Raw genomic sequence first — 17,943 nt, forward strand, 5'->3', positions numbered from 1 at the left:
TGCATGCCGAATCCTCCACTGACCGAACCCGGCCCTGCCGACGGCCCCACGACGCAGACTCAGCCGATCGTCACGATCCCCGATGCGCAGGGTCACTCGCACGCGAAAGCGATCCTCTTCGGTGAGCATGCCGTCGTCTATGGTGCCCCTGCGCTTGCGGTTCCGCTCCACGGCCTCGGCGTCCAGGCGGACCTGTTCGAGATCTCCGGGCCCGAATCGCGCATCGAATCCCAACTGTTCTCCGGCACCGTCTCGACCGCCCCGGCCGGCATGGGCCCGGTCGTCGCCGCCCTCGAGGCGGCGTTCGCGGCCACCGCCGACGCAGACGGCGAAACGAAGAACGGTGCTGACTCGACGAACAACGATTCTGAGTCCGGTCACGCGCACCCTGTTGTCGAGCTGCGCATCCGCAGCGGCATCCCCCACAGCCGCGGCCTGGGCTCCTCGGCCGCCGTGGCCACCGCCATCGCCCGCGCCGTCGCGAATCTGCGCGGAGTCGACATCGATGCGGCGGCACTCCACGGGATCGTCCAGACGGCTGAGACCGTCGCCCACGGCCGGCCCAGCGGCATCGACGCCTGGGCGGTGGCCGCCGATTGGCCGATCCGGTTCCAGAACCACTCCGCCCGTCCCATCGAGGTCGGCTCTCCGCTCGTCTTCGTCCTCGCCGACTCCGGTCGGCCCGGTTCCACCGCGCAGGCCGTGGGAGGGGTCCGGGCCCGGCACGACGCCGATCCGGTGCGCGTCGGTGCGATGATCGACCGTCTCGCCACACTCAGCGAGGCCGCCGTCGACGACATCCGCGCCGGTGATCGGGTGACGATCGGCCATCACATGCTCGAGGCGCACGAACTGCTCGGCAGCCTCGGCGTCTCGACTCCGACGCTCGACTCTCTCGTCGACGCCGCCACCGCGGCCGGAGCCAAGGGCGCCAAACTCACCGGCGGCGGTCTCGGCGGCTGCGTGCTGGCCCTGGCCGACGGCGACGAGGAGGCCGAGAAGCTCGCGGATGCGATGCGCGCCGCGGGAGCACCACGCACCTGGACGACGGAGGTCAGACCGACATGAGAGCGACGACGGCGCGGGCCTATCCGAACATCGCCCTGGTCAAGTACTGGGGCAAGGCCGACGAGGACCTCATCCTGCCCGCAGCGGGCAGCCTCTCGCTGACCCTCGACCACTTCGAGACCACGACCACGGTCGTGCCCGCCCCCGACGCCGAGGCTGACGTCCTCGAGCTCGACGGCGCAGTGGCCGATGGCGGACAGACCTCACGGATCTCCGTCTTCCTCGATCACGTCCGCGCCCTCGCCGGACGCGAGGACCGCGTCCTCGTCCGCTCGCGGAACTCCGTGCCCACGGGTGCGGGCCTGGCGTCCTCGGCCTCGGGCTTCGCGGCCCTGGCGACCGCGGCCGCCGCGGCCTTCGACCTCGATCTCGACGCCAGGGACCTCAGTCGTCTGGCCCGCCGGGGTTCGGGATCGGCCTGCCGGTCCGTGGCCGAAGGCATGGCTGTGTGGCATGCCGGCGACGACGCCTCCTCCTTCGCCGAATCGATCACGGCACCGGACATGCGGATGATCATCGTCACCGTGAACCGCGCCCGGAAGGCCGTGTCCTCCCGCGAGGCGATGCGTCTGACCGCCGCGACCTCACCGTTCTACTCCGGGTGGGTGTCCTCGACGGAGGACTATCTCACGCAGATGGTCGCCGCCTGCGCCGCCGAAGACTTCACCCGCATCGGCGAGATCACCGAGTCCCACGCCCTGCGCATGCACGGGCTCATCCAGTCCACGGTTCCCCCGATCCGGTTCCTCAACCCGACCAGCCACGCGATCTTCGACGCCGTGGCCGAAGCCCGTGAGTCCGGGATCGAGGCCTATTCGACCGCCGATGCCGGTCCGAACGTCGCCGTCATCGTCCGGCCCCATGAGGCCGAGGCTCTGGCCGGGCAGCTCTCCGCGTTCGGCGATGTGCGGGTCGTCGGTCCCGGGCCCGGCGCCCATCTGCTCACCGATGCCGACGAAGTCCCTGCCGCAGGAGACAACGCTGCCGCAGCAGACAGCCCTGTCGCGGGCGAAGGCAGCCGGGCATGATCGAGACCCGGGCGCCCGGAAAGCTCTACATCGCCGGTGAGTACGCGGTCGTCTCCCCTGGCCAGCCGGCGGTCCTCGTGGCCGTCGACCGGTGCATCACGGTGCGCCTGACCGAGAGCGAAGGCGCCGGACGGATCCATTCGAGCGAATACGGGCAGGCCCCGCTGGTGTGGCGGCGGAAGGAGAACGGCGAGGCCATCGTCCTCGAACACCGTCCTGCCGACTATGTGCTCTCCGCGATCGCCGCCGTCGAGGAGCTGCGGGCTGCCCGCGGTGCGGCACCGCGCTATTTCGATCTCAACATCTCGAGCGAACTCGACGACGCCGACGGTCGCAAGTTCGGCCTCGGCTCCTCGGGAGCGGTGACGGTGGCCACGATCGCCGCTCTCGACCGGTTCTACTCCCTCGGGCTCACGCCCACCGAACGCTTCAAGCTGGCGCTGCTCGCGACTATCGCGATCTCCCCGAACGCCTCTGGCGGCGACCTCGCCGCGAGCACCTTCGGCGGGTGGATCCGCTACTCGTCCCCCGACCGGGCAGCACTGCGCGCCCACCGCGAGGCCCACGGCCTCGTCTCGGCGATGACCGGACAGGGCTGGGCAGGCTGCTCGGCCAGACGGCTCACCCCGCCGAGCTCGCTCGACCTCCTCGTCGGCTGGACGGGTTCGCCGGCGTCGACCGAGCACCTCGTCGAACGCGTCCACACCCCGAAGAACGAGAGGCCGCGCCCCTTCGCGTCCTTCGCCGCCGAGTCGCATACGCTCGTCGACGACCTCACCGCCGCCTGCGATGATGACGATGCCGACCGCGCCCTCTCTACCATCCGCGCCGCCCGGGCCCTGCTCCAACGCCTCGACGAGACCTCGGGCCGACTCATCGAAACCGACACGCTGCGTCGACTCTGCGAGATCGCCGTCGACCACGGTGCGGCGGCGAAGCCCTCGGGAGCCGGCGGCGGCGACTGCGGCATCGCACTGACGAAGAAGGACGAGACGGCGGCGACCTCCATCCTCACCGGCTGGGAGGCCGAGGGCATCCGTCCCCTGCACCTCGGAACGCACCGAGAGGAAGGCGAGATCGATGACTTCTGAGACCCCCGACTCTGGGACCCCGGCAACCGAGTCGCCCGCGACCAAGGCCTCCCGCGCCTCCCGCAAGGACGACCACGTCCGCCTCGCCTCGGCGCAGCAGACCGAGGGCCCGCGGCGGACCGACTTCGACGACCTCGAGTTCGTCCACCATGCGCTCTCGGGCACCAGTCCGGAGCGCGTGGACCTGAGCGTGAACTTAAGCGACTGGACCTGGCCGACCCCCTTCTATGTCAACGGCATGACCGGCGGCACCGAGACCACGGCGAAGATCAACCGGGAGTTGGCCATCGCCGCCGCCGAGACCGGTCTGCCCATGGCCTGCGGCTCGATGAGCGTGGCCCTCGACGACGCCGAGGCGGCGAAGGGCTTCACCGTCATCCGTGAGGAGAACCCGGAGGGCTTCGTCATGGGCAACCTCGGTGCCGGGCGCAGCGCCGATGACGCCCGTCGCGCCGTCGAGCTGCTGGGCGCCGATGCGCTCCAGCTGCACATCAACCCGGTGCAGGAGACCGCGATGCCCGAGGGCACCCGCGACTTCTCCACCTGGCTGTCAGGGCTCGAGGAGATCGTCGCCGCCTGCCCCGTCCCTGTCGTCGTCAAGGAGGTCGGCTTCGGGCTGAGCCGACGCACCCTGATCCAGCTCGCCGAGATCGGCGTGCGCTTCGCCGATGTCTCCGGCGCCGGCGGCACGGACTTCCTGCGCATCGAGAACGACCGCTCACCGGCCGAGGACTTCTCCATGCTCACCGGCTTCGGCCAGTCCGCCCTGGCCTGCCTGCTCGACGCCCCGCCCGAATGGACGGGCGAGCGGGCAGACGCCGACGCGGGAGACGACGCCACCGTGAGCGACACCGTCTCATCCCGCGTCCTCCTGGCCTCCGGAGGGGTGCGCAACCCCTATGATGTCGTCAAGGCACTGGCCTGCGGGGCTCGCGCCGTCGGCGTCGCCGGCACTTTCCTGCAGACGGTGCTCGACCACGGACCGGACGGACTCGTCGAACTCATCCGCACCTGGCAGACTCAGACTTCGGCACTGTTCGCGCTGCTCGGGGCGCAGCGGTCCGCGGATCTCACGGCCACGGACGTGCTCACGCGGGGCCGCCTCGGCGAATTCTGCCGACTGCGCGGAATCGACGTCACCGCGCTGTCGCACCGCTCCGATGCCCACCCGAGCGCCGATGACCATTCGAGGAGGAATCAGCTGTGAATCAGCAGATCACGACCACCGGGATCCCGACCAGCTGGGTCGGTCCCCTGCGGGTCAGCGGTGATGCGCTGGCCCCGGCCGGCACCCACACCGAGGTGGCCGTGCCCCTGGCGACGTACGAAACCCCGCTGTGGCCCTCCGTCGGCCGCGGGGCCTCGATCTCGCGCGAGATCGACGGCGGCATCCGCACCGTCATCGTCGACGAGCGGATGACCCGGTCGGTCCTCTTCGTCGCGGAATCCGCGATCGGCGCCGAGGCGGCCGCGCAGGCCATCCGGCACCGCATGCCCGAACTCGAGGACGTCGTCGCCGCCGGTTCCAACCACTGCCGACTCATCGAGATCCACCCGGAGATCGTCGGCAACCTCCTCTTCGTCCGCTTCGCGTTCCGCACCAACGACGCCTCGGGCCACAACATGGTCACGCAGGCCTCGGACACGCTCATGGAGCGGATCCTGTCGTGGCGGCTCGGGCTCGACTACGGCTCGGTGTCGGGCAACTACTGCTCGGACAAGAAGGCCACCGCCGTCAACGGGATCCTCGGTCGCGGGCGCAACGTCGTCGCCGAGATCCTGCTGCCCCACGAGGTCGTCGAGCGCCGCCTGCGAACGAGCGCGGAGAAGATGACGGAGCTCGTCATCCGCAAGAACCTCGTCGGTTCGACGATCGCCGGTGCGCTGCGCTCGGCGAATGCGCACTACGCGAACATGCTGCTCGCGTTCTACCTGGCCACGGGTCAGGATGCGGCGAACATCGTCGAGGGCTCGCAGGGCATCACGTATGCGGAGGCCCGTCCCGAGGGCCTGTACTTCTCGACCACGCTGCCGCACCTCATCGTCGGCACCGTCGGCAACGGCAAGGACCTGCCGCACGTGGACGAGGCGCTGGAGCGACTCGGCTGCCGCGAGGACCGCGAGCCCGGTGCGAACTCGCGCCGCCTGGCCGCGCTCATGGCCGCGACCGTGCTCTGCGGGGAGCTGTCCCTGCTGGCCGCGCAGACGAACCCGGGTGAGCTCATGTCCACCCACTTGGATATGGAACGCAAGGCTGACATGGAACGAGGAGAGGAAGGCGAAGCCGCATGAGACCGATCGGCATCGACGACATCGAACTGGCCACCGCGCACCACGTGGTCGACCTCTCCACCCTCGCCGAGGCGACCGGAACCGATCCGAACAAGTTCCGCCTCGGACTCGGCCAGGATCAGTTCAGCTTCCCCGCCCCCGACGAGGACGCCGTCACGATGGGTGCGGCCGCGGCTGCCCCGATCATCGAACGATGCGGCACCGAGGGCATTCGCACTCTGCTCTTCGCCACGGAGTCGGGAATCGACCAGTCGAAGGCCGCGGGGATCTCCGTGCACAAGTTGCTCGGCCTGCCCTCGCAGGTCCGGGTCACCGAGTTCAAGGAAGCCTGCTTCGCGGGAACCGCCGCGCTGCAGGCGGCGATCGGCATCGTCAGCCGCAACCCGGGCGAGCGCGTGCTCGTCATCGCCTCCGACGTCGCCCGCTACGAACTCGACTCCCCCGGTGAGCCCACGCAGGGTGCCGGTGCCGTGGCGATGCTCGTCTCCGCCGATCCGCGGCTGATCGAGATCGAGCAGGTCTCCGGTCTCTTCGCCGCCGACGTCGACGATTTCTGGCGACCCAACGATTCGACGACGGCGATCGTCGACGGCGGACTCTCGGTCACCGCGTACCTCGACGCTCTGTCCGGGGCGTGGGACGACCTGCAGGAGCAGGGAGGACCGGCACTTGCCGAGATCGACCGGATCCTCTACCACCAGCCGTTCACGAAGATGGCGAAGAAGGCCCAGCTCCACCTCGGGCAGCATGCCGGCGAGGAACTCAGCTGCGACCTCCCGGAGATCGGTGCCGACGGCGTCGCACGGGTGGGCTCGCAGGACGCCGCATCGGCCGATCGACAGGGCGCCGCCGGGGAGGCGCCCGGCACGCCCCGCGATACGGGCCTGGCGACGAGCACGCTGTACAACCGCCGTCTCGGCAACACCTACACCGCCTCGGTGTTCGCAGCGCTTGCCGCCCTGCTCGATCACGATGACGACCTCGAAGGGCGTCGGATCGGGTTCTTCAGCTACGGTTCGGGCAGCGCGAGCGAGTTCTTCACCGGACGCGTCCTGCCCGGCTATGCCTCGCGGTCGCGCCGCGATGACGTCGCGGAGGCCCTCGATGCCCGCGTCCCGCTGAGCGTCGAGGCCTACCGTGCGCTGCACTCCACGGTGCTCGGAAGCGCCGACGATGTCGAGACCCCGCGAGTCACCTCGGCGCCGTTCCGCTTCGCCGGGGTCAAGGGCCGCGCTCGCGTCTACGAACGCAGCTGAGGCCGAACTCAGGTCGGTACAGTGCCAGCCACCGCGCCAGATCCAGCCCCCTCGTCGTCACTTCACGCACGATCTCCCGTCATTCAAGGCGGCGCGCACTTTTCGAGTCGTACACGGCTCGAAAAGTGCGCTCCCGCTTGAACGACGAGTTTCGACCGCGCTCCGCTTCGATCGACGCGCCCCGGCTTGAACGAACACTTCTCGCACACGGTGGCTCTCCCCCGCGAGCGCCACGCATTCCGGCACACTTGAGGCCGAGCAGCCCAGGTTCGGAACTGGGCTCCTCGGCCGAAAGTGTGCCGAAACCACAGAGAACTATCCGCGAACACGAAACAGCCCCTCACCGAACCCTGTGCGGGTCCCAGTGAGGGGCTTGTCGTTCGCTGTGCGCGAGGGGGGACTTGAACCCCCACGACCTTGCGGCCACTGGCACCTGAAGCCAGCGCGTCTACCAATTCCGCCACTCGCGCGAACAAGAGAAAACTCTAGCATCGAGGGCGCCGAAACAGGAAACCGAGGCGACCGATCGGACGAAAACGTGTCCACCTTCACATTTCGGCACCGTCTCTCACGGCAGGAAGGCACCGGTCGCTGCCGACGGACGAACACACCACACGTCCGCAATCGCCCAGCGCGCCCCTGCCCCAGACGCCGTCCCAACCTCCTCATTCCTGCCTGGACGTGCGCCGGGAATCCCAGCACATTGTGGCCCCGAGAACATGCGTGACGTGAGTTGAGAGCCTCACCGCGTTAGGATTGGGTGTTGATGTGCCCAGACTGTGCTCGGCCGGGACTTCCTGGTCAGAGGCGACAGACTTGCGTGGCGAAGAGTTCGCCTACGACCGGCAACACCTGATGAGGAGGTGCCATGGGGATACTCGATCGCTTCGAGAAGGGGCTGGAGAACGTCGTCAACGGCGCCTTCGCCAAGGCCTTCCGATCACAGGTCGAGCCCGTCGAACTCGCCGGAGCTCTGCGCCGCGAGGCCGACAACAAGGCAGCCGTGGTCTCCCGCGGCCGGACCCTGACGGCCAACCACTACACCATCGAACTCTCGCCGACCGATTTCGACCGCCTCTCCGGTCTCGAGTCCGAGCTGCGCTCCGACCTCCGACAGGTCATCGGCGATCACGCCGTCGAGCAGGCCTACAGCTTCGTCGGCCCCGTCTCCGTCGACTTCTCCCTGGCCGATGACCTCGACACCGGCATGTACCGTGTCGTGTCCTCGACCGAACGCCCCGACGGCTCCCCGGCGGCCCAGCCGGCCAACCGCGGCGGCTACGACCCGGTCTCGCGTGCCAACCCGATCGTCGGCGAGTCCCCGAATTCCGGTTCCCGTCCCGTGACTCCGCGCCGCACCCCGGAACCCGCCCGGTCGGCACAGGTCGCCCCCGCGCGGTCGAATCCCGCGGCCCGTCCGGCCCCGGCACCGGCACCCGCCCGAGCCATCGAGGCGAGCGTGACCATCGACGGTCGCTCCCAGATGCTGCGCCAGGGCACGAACACCTTCGGCCGCTCCTCGTCGAGTTCGGACTTCGTCATCGATGATCCCGGCGTCTCCCGTCGCCACTTCGAGATCATCGTCGAAGGCGACCACGCCACCGCCAACGACCTCGGCTCGACGAACGGCACACTCCTGCACGGACGCAAGCTGACCTCGGCGAACCTCTCCGACGGCGATGTCCTCCTCGCCGGTGAGGCCGAGGTCCACTATCACGAGAGCGAGCGGGACGCCCAGTGAGCGAATTCACCGTCACCGTCTTCCGGTTGGCCTTCTTCGTCATCCTCTGGCTCTTCGTCTTAGGCGTCGCCGGGGTCCTCCGCCGCGACATCTTCGGGCCCCGGCGCGCAGGTGCGAAGCGGGGAGGCCGGAAATCTCGCCGAGGCGGCTCCGCGTCCGCCCCGACACCCCCGCCGACTCCGGCTCCCGCATCCCGGCAGGCTCCCGCGCCGGCCGCACATGCGCACCCGGGCACCATCCGCGTCACCGACGGCCCTCTGGCCGGTCAGTCCCTCATGCTCTCCGGGGCACCCGTGACCTTCGGTCGCGCCCCCGACAACACGATCGTCATCAACGACGACTTCGCCTCCAGCCACCATGCCCGCATCTCCGCGAAGAACGGCGCCTGGCTGCTCGAGGACCTCGGATCGACCAACGGCACCATCGTCGACGGCTCACGCATGACCGGACCCATCCAGCTGCGCATCGGCACGCGGATCACCATCGGACATACGACCCTGGAGACCCAATCGTGACGACCGGCGGTACCATCACCCTCCGTTCCGCAGCCCGGTCGCACACCGGGCTCGTGCGTAAGAACAACCAGGACTCCGGCTACGCGGGTCCGAACTTCCTGCTCATCGCCGACGGTATGGGCGGGCACGCCGGAGGAGATGTCGCCTCGGCGATCACGGTGGCCAGGCTCGCCGAACTCGATCGCGAACCCGGCGGCGAGGACGCCCTGGAGATCCTGCGCACCTCGATCCTCGACGCGAACGACCGCATCGTCCGCGGCGTCGGGGAACAGCCCGAACTCGCGGGCATGGGCACCACCGTCACCGCGGTGCTGCGCGCACCCGACAACCGCTTCGCACTCGCCCATATCGGCGACTCCCGCGGCTATGTGCTCCGCGATGACAAGCTTCAGCCGATCACACACGACCACACCTTCGTGCAGATGCTCGTCGACGAGGGCCGGATCACCGCCGAGGAGGCCGAGACCCACCCGCAGCGCTCCGTGGTGATGAAGGTCCTCGGTGACGTCGGCGCCTCCCCCGATCTCGATCTGTCCCTGCGCGAGGCCCAGGTCGGCGACCGCTGGCTGCTCTGCTCCGACGGGCTGACCGGCTTCGCCGACCTCGACGACATCACCCGAGTCCTCACCGAGGTGGCCGACCCCGACGAGGCCTGCCGCCAGCTCATCGACCTGGCCCTGGCCGGCGGCGGGGCCGACAATGTCACCGTCGTCGTCGGCGACGTGCTCGAAGGAGAGGTGGAGACCCCTGCCGGTGTCTCCGTCGGATCCGTCCACCTCAATCCCCGCTATGCCGCGATCGGAGCCGACACCGAGGCGGAGGCACCGACCGAGGCCCACCCGAACTACGGGGACGGCGACATTCCCACCGACACCGTGCCCCTGCAGGCAGTGTCCGGTGACGACGACGATGAGGCCCGCGACGGAACGACTCAGCCGCTGCACACCGGTTCCGCCGACGCGGCCGCCGGCACTTCGGAAGATGAGGAGGACGACCTCGAAGACGAGGTCGAGAAAAGGTCCTACCTCGGCTGGATCATCACGGGAATCGTCATCATCGCCCTCGCCGTCGGCGGATTCTTCGCCTACAACTATGTGAGCAACCAGTACTACGTCGCCGATGACGACGGCAAGGTCTCCCTCTACCGCGGCCTCGACACGACCCTGGGCCCCATCGAGCTGAGTCGCCTCGAGGACACCACCGACATCGAGGTCGGCAGCCTCAACACGTATTCGCAGGATCGTCTGCGCGGCTCCATCCCCGCGAACTCCCGGGACGAGGCCGAACGCATCATCGACAATCTGCGCAAGGAAGCCGAGCGCACCAGCGGAGTCTCGGGCAACGTCGAGGACTCCACGAGCCCGACCGATCCGGCTCCCTCACCGCCGAACTCGAAGTCAGCAGACCCCAGTGATGCCATCACCCGGGAGTCGCAGTGATGTCCCAGGCCCCCTCGCAGACCGCGCGTCCCAGGCCCTATCGTCTGGCCGAGCTCGGTCTGCTCATCCTCGCCATCGCCATCGCCACCGTCGCCTATGCGCTCGTGGGGCTCGGCGTCGAAGGCACGATCCCGGCCAACGTCTACGGCTACGCAGGATGGCTGGCCGCACTCGGACTCACCATCCACATCGTCGTCTGGATCAAAGCGAAGTACGCCGACCCCGTCCTCGTGCCCATCGCGGTGCTGCTCAACGGACTCGGTCTGGCGATGATCTACCGCGTCGACCTCGGCCGCAAGGAATACCTCGGTTCGGGCATGACTCAGCTGATCTGGATGACGCTCGGCGTGGGCCTGGCGATCGCCGTGATCTTCATCGTCCGTGACCATCGCTGGCTGCGCCGCTACACCTTCGTGTCCGGCTTCGCAGCCCTCCTCTTCCTCCTCCTGCCGCTCATCCCCGGTCTCGGAAAGACCATCAACGGTGCGCGCATCTGGATCGGCGTCGGATCGATGTCCTTCCAGCCGGGCGAGATCGCGAAGATCCTGCTCGCGATCTTCTTCGCCGGCTACCTCGTCAGCTACAAGGATCAGCTCGTGGCCGCCGGACCGAAGATCCTCGGCATCCGATTCCCCCGACTGCGCGACTTCGGACCCATCGTCATCGCCTGGGTCGCCAGCGTCGGCATCCTCGTCTTCGAGAAGGACCTCGGCACCTCACTGCTGTTCTTCGGCCTCTTCGTCGCGATGCTCTATGTGGCCACCTCCAAGGTCTCGTGGATCATCCTCGGCCTCGGCTTCTTCGCCGCCGGTGCGGTGGCCGCGACCTTCCTCTTCACCCACGTGCAGCAGCGTGTGGACGGTTGGCTCAATGCCCTGACCGCGGAGGAATACAACAAGGAGTTCGGCGGCTCGTATCAGCTCGTCCAGGGCCTGTTCGGCATGTCCAACGGCGGGCTCGTGGGCACCGGCTTCGGCGAGGGTCGGCCGAACATGGTCCCCTACGCCGAATCCGACTTCATCTACGCGAGCTTCGGCGAGGAGATCGGCCTGGCCGGCCTCTTCGTCATCCTGCTCTGCTACCTCTTCATCTTCCAGCGCGGCATCCGCACCGCCCAGCAGCTGCGCGACGGCTTCGGCACCCTGCTGGCCACGGGACTGTCGTTCACGATCGCCCTGCAGGTCTTCGTCGTCGTCGGCGGCGTGACCCGCCTCATCCCGCTGACCGGTCTGACCACGCCGTTCCTTGCCCAGGGCGGCTCCTCGCTGATTGCGAACTGGATGATCATCGGCCTTCTGCTGCGGATCTCCGACAACGCCCGGCGCCCCGTCGAGGACTTCCACACCGGCGTCCTCAGGATCACCGAAGACCCGGAGCCGGCGAAGAAGACCGCACCGGCCGCGGTCGGAACCGGGGCTGCGGTCGGATCGGCCGCCTCGGCGAACCATACCGACGAGGATGCGCCCACGACGAACCTCAGTCGCGCCGATCGCGAAGCACCGACGACCGACCTCACCTCCGCGGACGACTACGACCCTGCCGACCACCACTCAGCCGAACCGAACCACACTGGCCGACGCAACAACGGAGGTGAACGATGAAGAAGCCATTGACGCATATCGCCGTCGTCGGATTCGTCATGTTCGCGCTCCTGTTCGGATCGACGAGCTGGGTCCAGTACGTCACCGCGGATTCGCTGAACAACAATCCGCTGAACAACCGTCGGATCCTCGATCAGCTCGCCCGCGACCGCGGCCCGATCCTCGTCGACGGCACCCCGATCGCCTATTCGGAGCCCGTCGACGACAAGTACAAGTTCCAGCGCAAGTACGGATCGGAAGGCCTCGACCCCTCGGCGTACGCGGCCATCACCGGGTACTACTCGGTGGTGTCCGGAGCCTCGGGCATGGAACGGGCCACCGGCGACTACCTCTCCGGTGACTCCGACGCCCTGTTCTACGACAAGGTCGGCAGCTTCTTCACCGGCGAGCAGCCCCGCGGCGCGGCCGTGGAGCTGACGATCGACCCGAAGGTCCAGAAGGCCGCGGTGGACGGACTCGGCAACCAGAACGGCGCGGCCGTGGCGATCGACCCGAAGACCGGGAAGATCCTCGCCCTGGCCTCGACGCCCGGCTGGGATCCCAACGCGCTGGCCAACCACGACACGACCGAAGCCGCCCAGGCGTTCAAGAACCTCGAAGCCGCCGACGGCAAGCCCGCGTACAACCGCGCGATCGGCGGCAACCTCTACCCACCCGGCTCGACCTTCAAGGTCATCGACGCCGCGGCTGCGCTGGAATCCGGGGACTACACGCCGGACACGGAACTCAACGGACCCGCGAGCCTTGACCTTCCGCAGACGACCTCGACGATCGGCAACTCCCATCCGGGGGCCTGCCGAAACGGCGGCAAGCCGACTCTGGCCCAGTCACTCGCCGAATCCTGCAACACCTCGTTCGCCTCCCTGGGCATGGACCTCGGTGAGGACGCGATCAAGAAGCAGGCGGAGAAGTTCGGCTTCGGCCAGGATCTCGAGATCCCACTCAATGTGACTCCGTCCTCGTTCCCCTCCGATCTCAATCCGCCCCAGCTGGCGCAGTCGGCGATCGGCCAGTACGAGGTCCGATCGACCCCGATGCAGATGGCGATGGTGACGGCGAGCATCGCGAACGGCGGAAAGATGATGAAGCCCCAGCTCGTCGACCGGGTGCTCAACGCGAACACTCTCGAGCCGATCGAAGAGACGCGTCCGAAACAGCAGTCCCGGCCGATCTCCGGTGACACCGCTGACCAGCTGACCGAGATGATGGAGGGCGTCGTCACCGACGGCACCGCCTCGGTGGCGAAGATGGGCGACACGAAGGTCGCCGCGAAGACCGGCACCGCCCAGCATGCCTCGGGTGCGGCACCCCACGCCTGGTTCATCTCCTTCGCCCCGGCCGACGATCCCAAGATCGCGGTCGCGGTGGTCGTCGAGAACGGCGGAAACGCGGGCAACGAAGCTTACGGAGCGACGGTCGCCGGACCGATCGCCAAGAACATGATGGAAGCGGTGGTCGAGAAATGAGACCCGTTGAAGGCACCCTGTTGGGCAACCGATACAAGCTCACCTCCCGAATCGCCGTCGGCGGCATGGGCGAGGTCTGGAAGGGTGTGGATTCCGTGCTCGGCCGTGAGGTCGCGGCCAAGATCCTCAAGGACGAATACCTCTCCGAATCGACGTTCCTCGCCCGCTTCCGCGCCGAGGCGCAGAACATGGGGCGGGTCTCCGATCCCGGCATCGCCGGCGTCTACGACTACGGCGACGAGCAGGGTTCGCCCTACCTGGTCATGGAGTACGTTCCCGGTGAGGCGCTGTCGGCCATCATCGAACGCAGCGCACCCCTGTCCGAGACGGATACCCTGAGCATCGTCTCCCAGGCCGCGCAGGCGCTCGGCGCCGCGCACAGGGTCGGGGTCATCCACCGCGACATCAAGCCCGGAAACATCCTCATGACCCCGGACTTCCGGGTCAAGATCACCGACTTCGGCATCGCCCGCGTCACCGATCAGGCCCCACTGACGAAGACCGGTCAGGTCATGGGCACCGCCCAGTACCTCGCCCCCGAACAGGCCACCGGCAAGGGGTCGGGCCCCGGATCCGACCTCTATGCGCTCGGCATCATCGCCTACGAGGCACTCGCCGGACAGCGTCCCTTCACCGGGGACTCGCAGGTCGCCATCGCGATCGCGCAGGTCAACCAGCAGCACCCGCCGCTGCCGGACACGGTCTCCGAACCGCTGCGCCGCTTCGTCGACTGCCTGCTGGAGAAGAAGCCCGACCGCCGGCCCGCCGACGCCATGAAGGTCGCCAAGGCCGCTGAGGCGCTCTCGGCCGGCGACGTCGCCGGTGCCGAGGAGCTCGTCCCGCAGATGCGGCACGGCAATGCCGCCTCCGAGGCGCTCACCCAGGTCTTCAACAACCCCGAGCCGGTGCCCACGACCAAGGCGATGCCCGTGACCGCGGCCAACGACGCCACCCAGGTCTACCCGAACAACCAGGCCGCCGGTTTCGCGGGAGCGGCAGGAGCCGCCGGTGTGGGGGAACTCGACCCGAACGACCCGCAGAACACGGACGCGCTGAGCACGGACCCGGACAAGGACAAGCAGTCGAACAAAGGCCGCGTCCTCATCTGGATCCTCGCGATCATCGCACTCATCGCCGTCGGCTCTCTGCTGTGGTTCTTCCTCGGCGGCGGCAATGCCGAACCCGAACCGGAGCCGTCCACCTCGGCGCCGACCTCTCAGGCCCCGAAGACCATCGAGATCGACAAGAACGACTACATCGGACTGAGCGAATCCTCGGCCACACAGAACCTCGAGAACAAGGGCCTGAAGGTCGAGACCACGGAGATCGATTCCGATCGGACCGAGGGCACCGTCGCCGACGTCGGCGAGGGCGACAACGGCTACACCTTCGAAGAGGGCGACACCGTGACCCTCTACATCTCCGCCGGTCCTGCCGACGCGCCGGAACCGACCACAGACACGGGATCCGATCCGGGTCTGGGCAATGACTCGGAGTCGAGCTCCGATTCGGACTCCTCGAGTTCGTCGAACTCCTCGAACGGCAGCGGCTCGAGCTCCGATGAGAACGGATCGAGCTCCGATCAGGACTCATCGAGCTCCTCGGACTCAGACCAGAGCAGCAACGACAACGGCAATGACTCCGGATCGGACAACGACAATGGGTCGAACGACTCCGCGAACTCGAACTCGAACAGCAACGGGTCGAACTCCGACAACGGCTCGGACAACGGCTCGTCCAGCAACTCGGGCTCGGACAACGGAGGCTCGAGCAACGCGAATTCGAACGACAGCGGGAACGGGGACAATGGCAACTGAACTCGGACGCCACCGGCGATTCCGCTGGGAACAGCGGCGATGAGCAGATCCTGGCGATGAGCAGACACTGAACGCGCAAGAGAAGCGAAGAGTTTGAAATACTGAGAGCTCAACCCGGTTCGGGTGAGAATGAACCCACCGAACGGGTGAGATTAGCGGAGGACATCAATGACTGAACCCAAGGTGCTGTCGGGGCGTTACGAGATTCGTGCGCTCCTCGGCCGTGGGGGCATGGCGGAAGTGCACGAGGGCGTCGACAACCGACTCGGTCGTCGCGTCGCGATCAAACTTCTGCGGTCCGATCTCGCCCGCGATCCCTCGTTCCACACTCGCCTCAAACGTGAAGCGCAGTCAGCTGCCGGACTCAACCATCCCGGCATCGTCTCCGTCTACGACTCCGGTGAGGAGGAATTCGTCGAATCCGGCGGCTCATCCGTGTCCGTGCCCTTCATCGTCATGGAATACGTCGAGGGCCAGACCCTGCGCGAGGTGCTCAACGAGCACGGCACTCTCACCGTCGACGAGGCGCTCAACGTCATCGCCGGCGTCCTCGCCCCGCTCGAGTACTCCCACCGCAACGGCATCGTCCACCGGGACATCAAACCCGCGAACGTCATGCTCACGCCCGAGGGCGACATCAAGGTCATGGACTTCGGCATCGCCCGAGCACTCAAGGACAATTCGGGTCTGACGCAGACCCAGTCCGTAGTCGGCACCGCACAGTACCTCTCCCCCGAGCAGGCCCGCGGCGAGGTCGTCGACGCCCGCTCCGACCTCTATTCGACCGCGTGCCTGCTCTATGAGCTGCTGGCCGGTCGTCCGCCCTTCGTCGGCGATTCGCAGCTGGCCGTGGCCTACCAGCACGTCGGCGAGACCCCGCAGCCGCCGAGCTTCTACAACCCGAACGTTCCCCCGGCCGTCGACCGGCTCGTCCTCCACGCGCTGCTCAAGGACCGCGACGCCCGCTACCAGGACGCCTACACGTTCCGTGAGGACGTGCTCGCCGCCCGCGACGGCCGCCCCATGAGCTTTGACGACGACGCGGACGCCACCCAGGCCTACCCGATGATGGCCCCGCCGATGACCGGGCAGATGGCGCATGCCGAAGCCGAGCCGGCTCCCGAGACCGGTCCCGTGTCCGCGATCATGACGAACCAGGAGGAGCGTCCGCCGCAGAGGCGGTCGAAGGCCTGGGTGTGGATCGGCAGCATCTTCGTCCTCCTCGCCCTGGCCGCAGTGGCACTGTGGGTCTACGAGATCAACAAGCCGCCCGAGATCGTCCAGGTCCAGGTCACGGATGTGGCCAACATGGATGCCGACGAGGCGGAGGCCGCGCTCATCAAACAGGGACTGAGGGTCGACACAGATGAGAAGTACAGCTCCGAGGTCGACGAGGGCAAGGCCATCGAAACCGATCCTCCGGGCGGTCAGACCGTCGACAAGGACAGCATCGTCAAGCTCATCGTCTCCTCGGGTCCCGAATCCGTGAAGGTCCCCGATGTCTCCGGCAAGACCGAGGAAGACGCGCGGAAGATCATCAACGATGCGAAGCTCCAGGCCGGCACCCACATCTCTCAGAACTCACCGGATGTGGAGCAGGGCGTGGTCATCGAGACCAAACCCGGAGACGGGCAGGAGGTCGATGTCGACTCGAACGTCGATCTCGTCGTCTCCTCCGGCATGGTCGAGGTCCCCGACGTCACCGGCAAGTCCGCTAAGGAGGCCTGCAAGACCCTCGAGGGCGATGACTACCAGCTCAAATGCAAGACCGAAGAGGTCGAGACCGACGAGCACGATGAGAAGAAGGTCTTCGAGCAGTCCGCCACCAGCGGCAGCGAGGTCAAGCAGGGATCGGAGATCACCGTGAAGGTGGCCAAGAAGCCGCCGGAGCCCTCACCGTCGATGCCCTCGATCCCCGGTGGAATCCCGACCTCGCCGTCCGATGACGGTGACAGCGACGGCGGAGGCGACAACGGAGACAATGGCGACGACGGCGAGAAGGACACCGATTCGATGGGTGACCCGGGCGGCTTCTTCGACGGCTGGTCCGACGCGTCCGGCAACTGAGCAGCCACGTCGCCTACGCGACGACCAGCCTCACTCGAGGCTGAGGAAGAGGTCCGTGCGCATGCTCGCGGGGTCCGCCTCCGGGCTGGGTTCGGTGACGTAGATTTCGATGAACGGCAGGCCCGGATGATGCCCGGCAGATACGGAGTCCTGGAGCAGCTGAGCCCAGGCCTCACCGAGTGCGTCATAGCCGCCGAGGTGGCTGCGCACGGCCATGGAACCGGCCGGCAGTTCGGAGGGGATGACGATATGTCCCCCGGGAATCGGCTGCGCGTTGGTCAGTCCCGCCGAGGTGGGGATCCCCACCTGCAGATCCACCGTTTCGCTCGGCTGCTTCGTGTATAGGGCGAAGGCCGGCCCCGCGGGTTCGAGTCCCGCCTCGGCCAGGGCCGGGAAGAGCCCGGAGAACGTCTCGTCGAACAGGGTAGGCAAATCGTCCATGGCCACGTCTCTGCCCTCGACGACGGCGGCCGGTGCCGCCGGCACTTCGATGACGGTGAGTTCGGTGAAGGGCTCGGACCTCTGGTAGCTCGGTTCTGACATCGTTGGTTCCTCCCGATTG

Annotated in this window: 14 protein-coding genes and 1 tRNA gene; 13 read left to right on the top strand and 2 right to left on the bottom strand. The window is 67.7% G+C overall.

Annotation, left to right across the window (positions count from 1 at the left end; genetic code table 11):
- The first annotated feature begins 3 nt into the window (after nt 1-3).
- From mvk to HK401_RS08405, 6 genes are read left to right on the top strand one after another with little or no spacing between them, the layout of a single operon-like run.
- Complete coding sequence (mvk, locus tag HK401_RS08380; protein WP_181274202.1) at nt 4-1,068, top strand: mevalonate kinase; 1,065 nt, start codon at nt 4-6, stop codon at nt 1,066-1,068.
- Nucleotides 1,065-2,096 (top strand): diphosphomevalonate decarboxylase, encoded by a 1,032-nt coding sequence (mvaD, locus tag HK401_RS08385; RefSeq protein ID WP_181274203.1) that lies wholly within the window; start codon nt 1,065-1,067, stop codon nt 2,094-2,096. The genes mvk and mvaD overlap by 4 nt, the downstream gene beginning before the upstream one ends.
- A complete protein-coding gene (locus HK401_RS08390; RefSeq protein ID WP_181274204.1) occupies nt 2,093-3,187 on the top strand; it encodes a phosphomevalonate kinase in 1,095 nt (364 codons plus the stop codon). The genes mvaD and HK401_RS08390 overlap by 4 nt, the downstream gene beginning before the upstream one ends.
- On the top strand, nt 3,177-4,394 hold the full coding sequence (locus tag HK401_RS08395; RefSeq protein ID WP_181274205.1) for an isopentenyl-diphosphate delta-isomerase: 1,218 nt from the start codon (nt 3,177-3,179) through the stop codon (nt 4,392-4,394). Before HK401_RS08390 ends, HK401_RS08395 begins: the two co-directional genes overlap by 11 nt.
- Nucleotides 4,391-5,479, top strand: a complete 1,089-nt coding sequence (locus HK401_RS08400; RefSeq protein WP_309135936.1) for a hydroxymethylglutaryl-coenzyme A reductase family protein — start codon at nt 4,391-4,393, stop codon at nt 5,477-5,479. The genes HK401_RS08395 and HK401_RS08400 overlap by 4 nt, the downstream gene beginning before the upstream one ends.
- Complete coding sequence (locus tag HK401_RS08405) at nt 5,476-6,735, top strand: hydroxymethylglutaryl-CoA synthase family protein (RefSeq protein WP_181274206.1); 1,260 nt, start codon at nt 5,476-5,478, stop codon at nt 6,733-6,735. The genes HK401_RS08400 and HK401_RS08405 overlap by 4 nt, the downstream gene beginning before the upstream one ends.
- Nucleotides 6,736-7,121: 386 nt before the next feature.
- Here the strand turns inward: HK401_RS08405 and HK401_RS08410 are convergent.
- Nucleotides 7,122-7,205, bottom strand: a tRNA-Leu gene (locus HK401_RS08410).
- Nucleotides 7,206-7,603: 398 nt separating this feature from the next.
- On the opposite strand from HK401_RS08410, the gene HK401_RS08415 reads away from it, so the two are divergent.
- The 7 genes from HK401_RS08415 to pknB all read left to right on the top strand — a co-directional run bounded on the left by HK401_RS08415 (nt 7,604) and on the right by pknB (nt 17,381).
- Nucleotides 7,604-8,476 (top strand): DUF3662 and FHA domain-containing protein, encoded by an 873-nt coding sequence (locus HK401_RS08415; RefSeq protein ID WP_181274207.1) that lies wholly within the window; start codon nt 7,604-7,606, stop codon nt 8,474-8,476.
- Nucleotides 8,473-8,991 (top strand): FHA domain-containing protein FhaB/FipA, encoded by a 519-nt coding sequence (locus tag HK401_RS08420; protein ID WP_181274208.1) that lies wholly within the window; start codon nt 8,473-8,475, stop codon nt 8,989-8,991. The genes HK401_RS08415 and HK401_RS08420 overlap by 4 nt, the downstream gene beginning before the upstream one ends.
- The gene (locus HK401_RS08425; protein WP_181274209.1) at nt 8,988-10,430 is read left to right on the top strand and encodes a PP2C family protein-serine/threonine phosphatase; all 1,443 of its coding nucleotides are present in this window, start codon (nt 8,988-8,990) and stop codon (nt 10,428-10,430) included. The genes HK401_RS08420 and HK401_RS08425 overlap by 4 nt, the downstream gene beginning before the upstream one ends.
- Nucleotides 10,430-12,031, top strand: a complete 1,602-nt coding sequence (locus tag HK401_RS08430; RefSeq protein WP_181274210.1) for an FtsW/RodA/SpoVE family cell cycle protein — start codon at nt 10,430-10,432, stop codon at nt 12,029-12,031. Before HK401_RS08425 ends, HK401_RS08430 begins: the two co-directional genes overlap by 1 nt.
- On the top strand, nt 12,028-13,497 hold the full coding sequence (locus HK401_RS08435; protein ID WP_181274211.1) for a peptidoglycan D,D-transpeptidase FtsI family protein: 1,470 nt from the start codon (nt 12,028-12,030) through the stop codon (nt 13,495-13,497). The genes HK401_RS08430 and HK401_RS08435 overlap by 4 nt, the downstream gene beginning before the upstream one ends.
- Complete coding sequence (locus tag HK401_RS08440; protein ID WP_181274212.1) at nt 13,494-15,314, top strand: protein kinase domain-containing protein; 1,821 nt, start codon at nt 13,494-13,496, stop codon at nt 15,312-15,314. Before HK401_RS08435 ends, HK401_RS08440 begins: the two co-directional genes overlap by 4 nt.
- 168 nt (nt 15,315-15,482) lie before the next feature.
- The gene (pknB, locus tag HK401_RS08445; protein ID WP_181274213.1) at nt 15,483-17,381 is read left to right on the top strand and encodes a Stk1 family PASTA domain-containing Ser/Thr kinase; all 1,899 of its coding nucleotides are present in this window, start codon (nt 15,483-15,485) and stop codon (nt 17,379-17,381) included.
- A 30-nt stretch (nt 17,382-17,411) separates the two neighbouring features.
- On the opposite strand, the gene HK401_RS08450 is transcribed toward pknB, so the two are convergent.
- Nucleotides 17,412-17,924 (bottom strand): GyrI-like domain-containing protein, encoded by a 513-nt coding sequence (locus HK401_RS08450; RefSeq protein WP_181274214.1) that lies wholly within the window; start codon nt 17,922-17,924, stop codon nt 17,412-17,414.
- Between the last annotated feature and the right edge of the window lie 19 nt (nt 17,925-17,943).

The organism is Brevibacterium oceani (genome assembly GCF_013623835.1).
Taxonomy (GTDB): Bacteria; Actinomycetota; Actinomycetes; order Actinomycetales; family Brevibacteriaceae; genus Brevibacterium; species Brevibacterium oceani.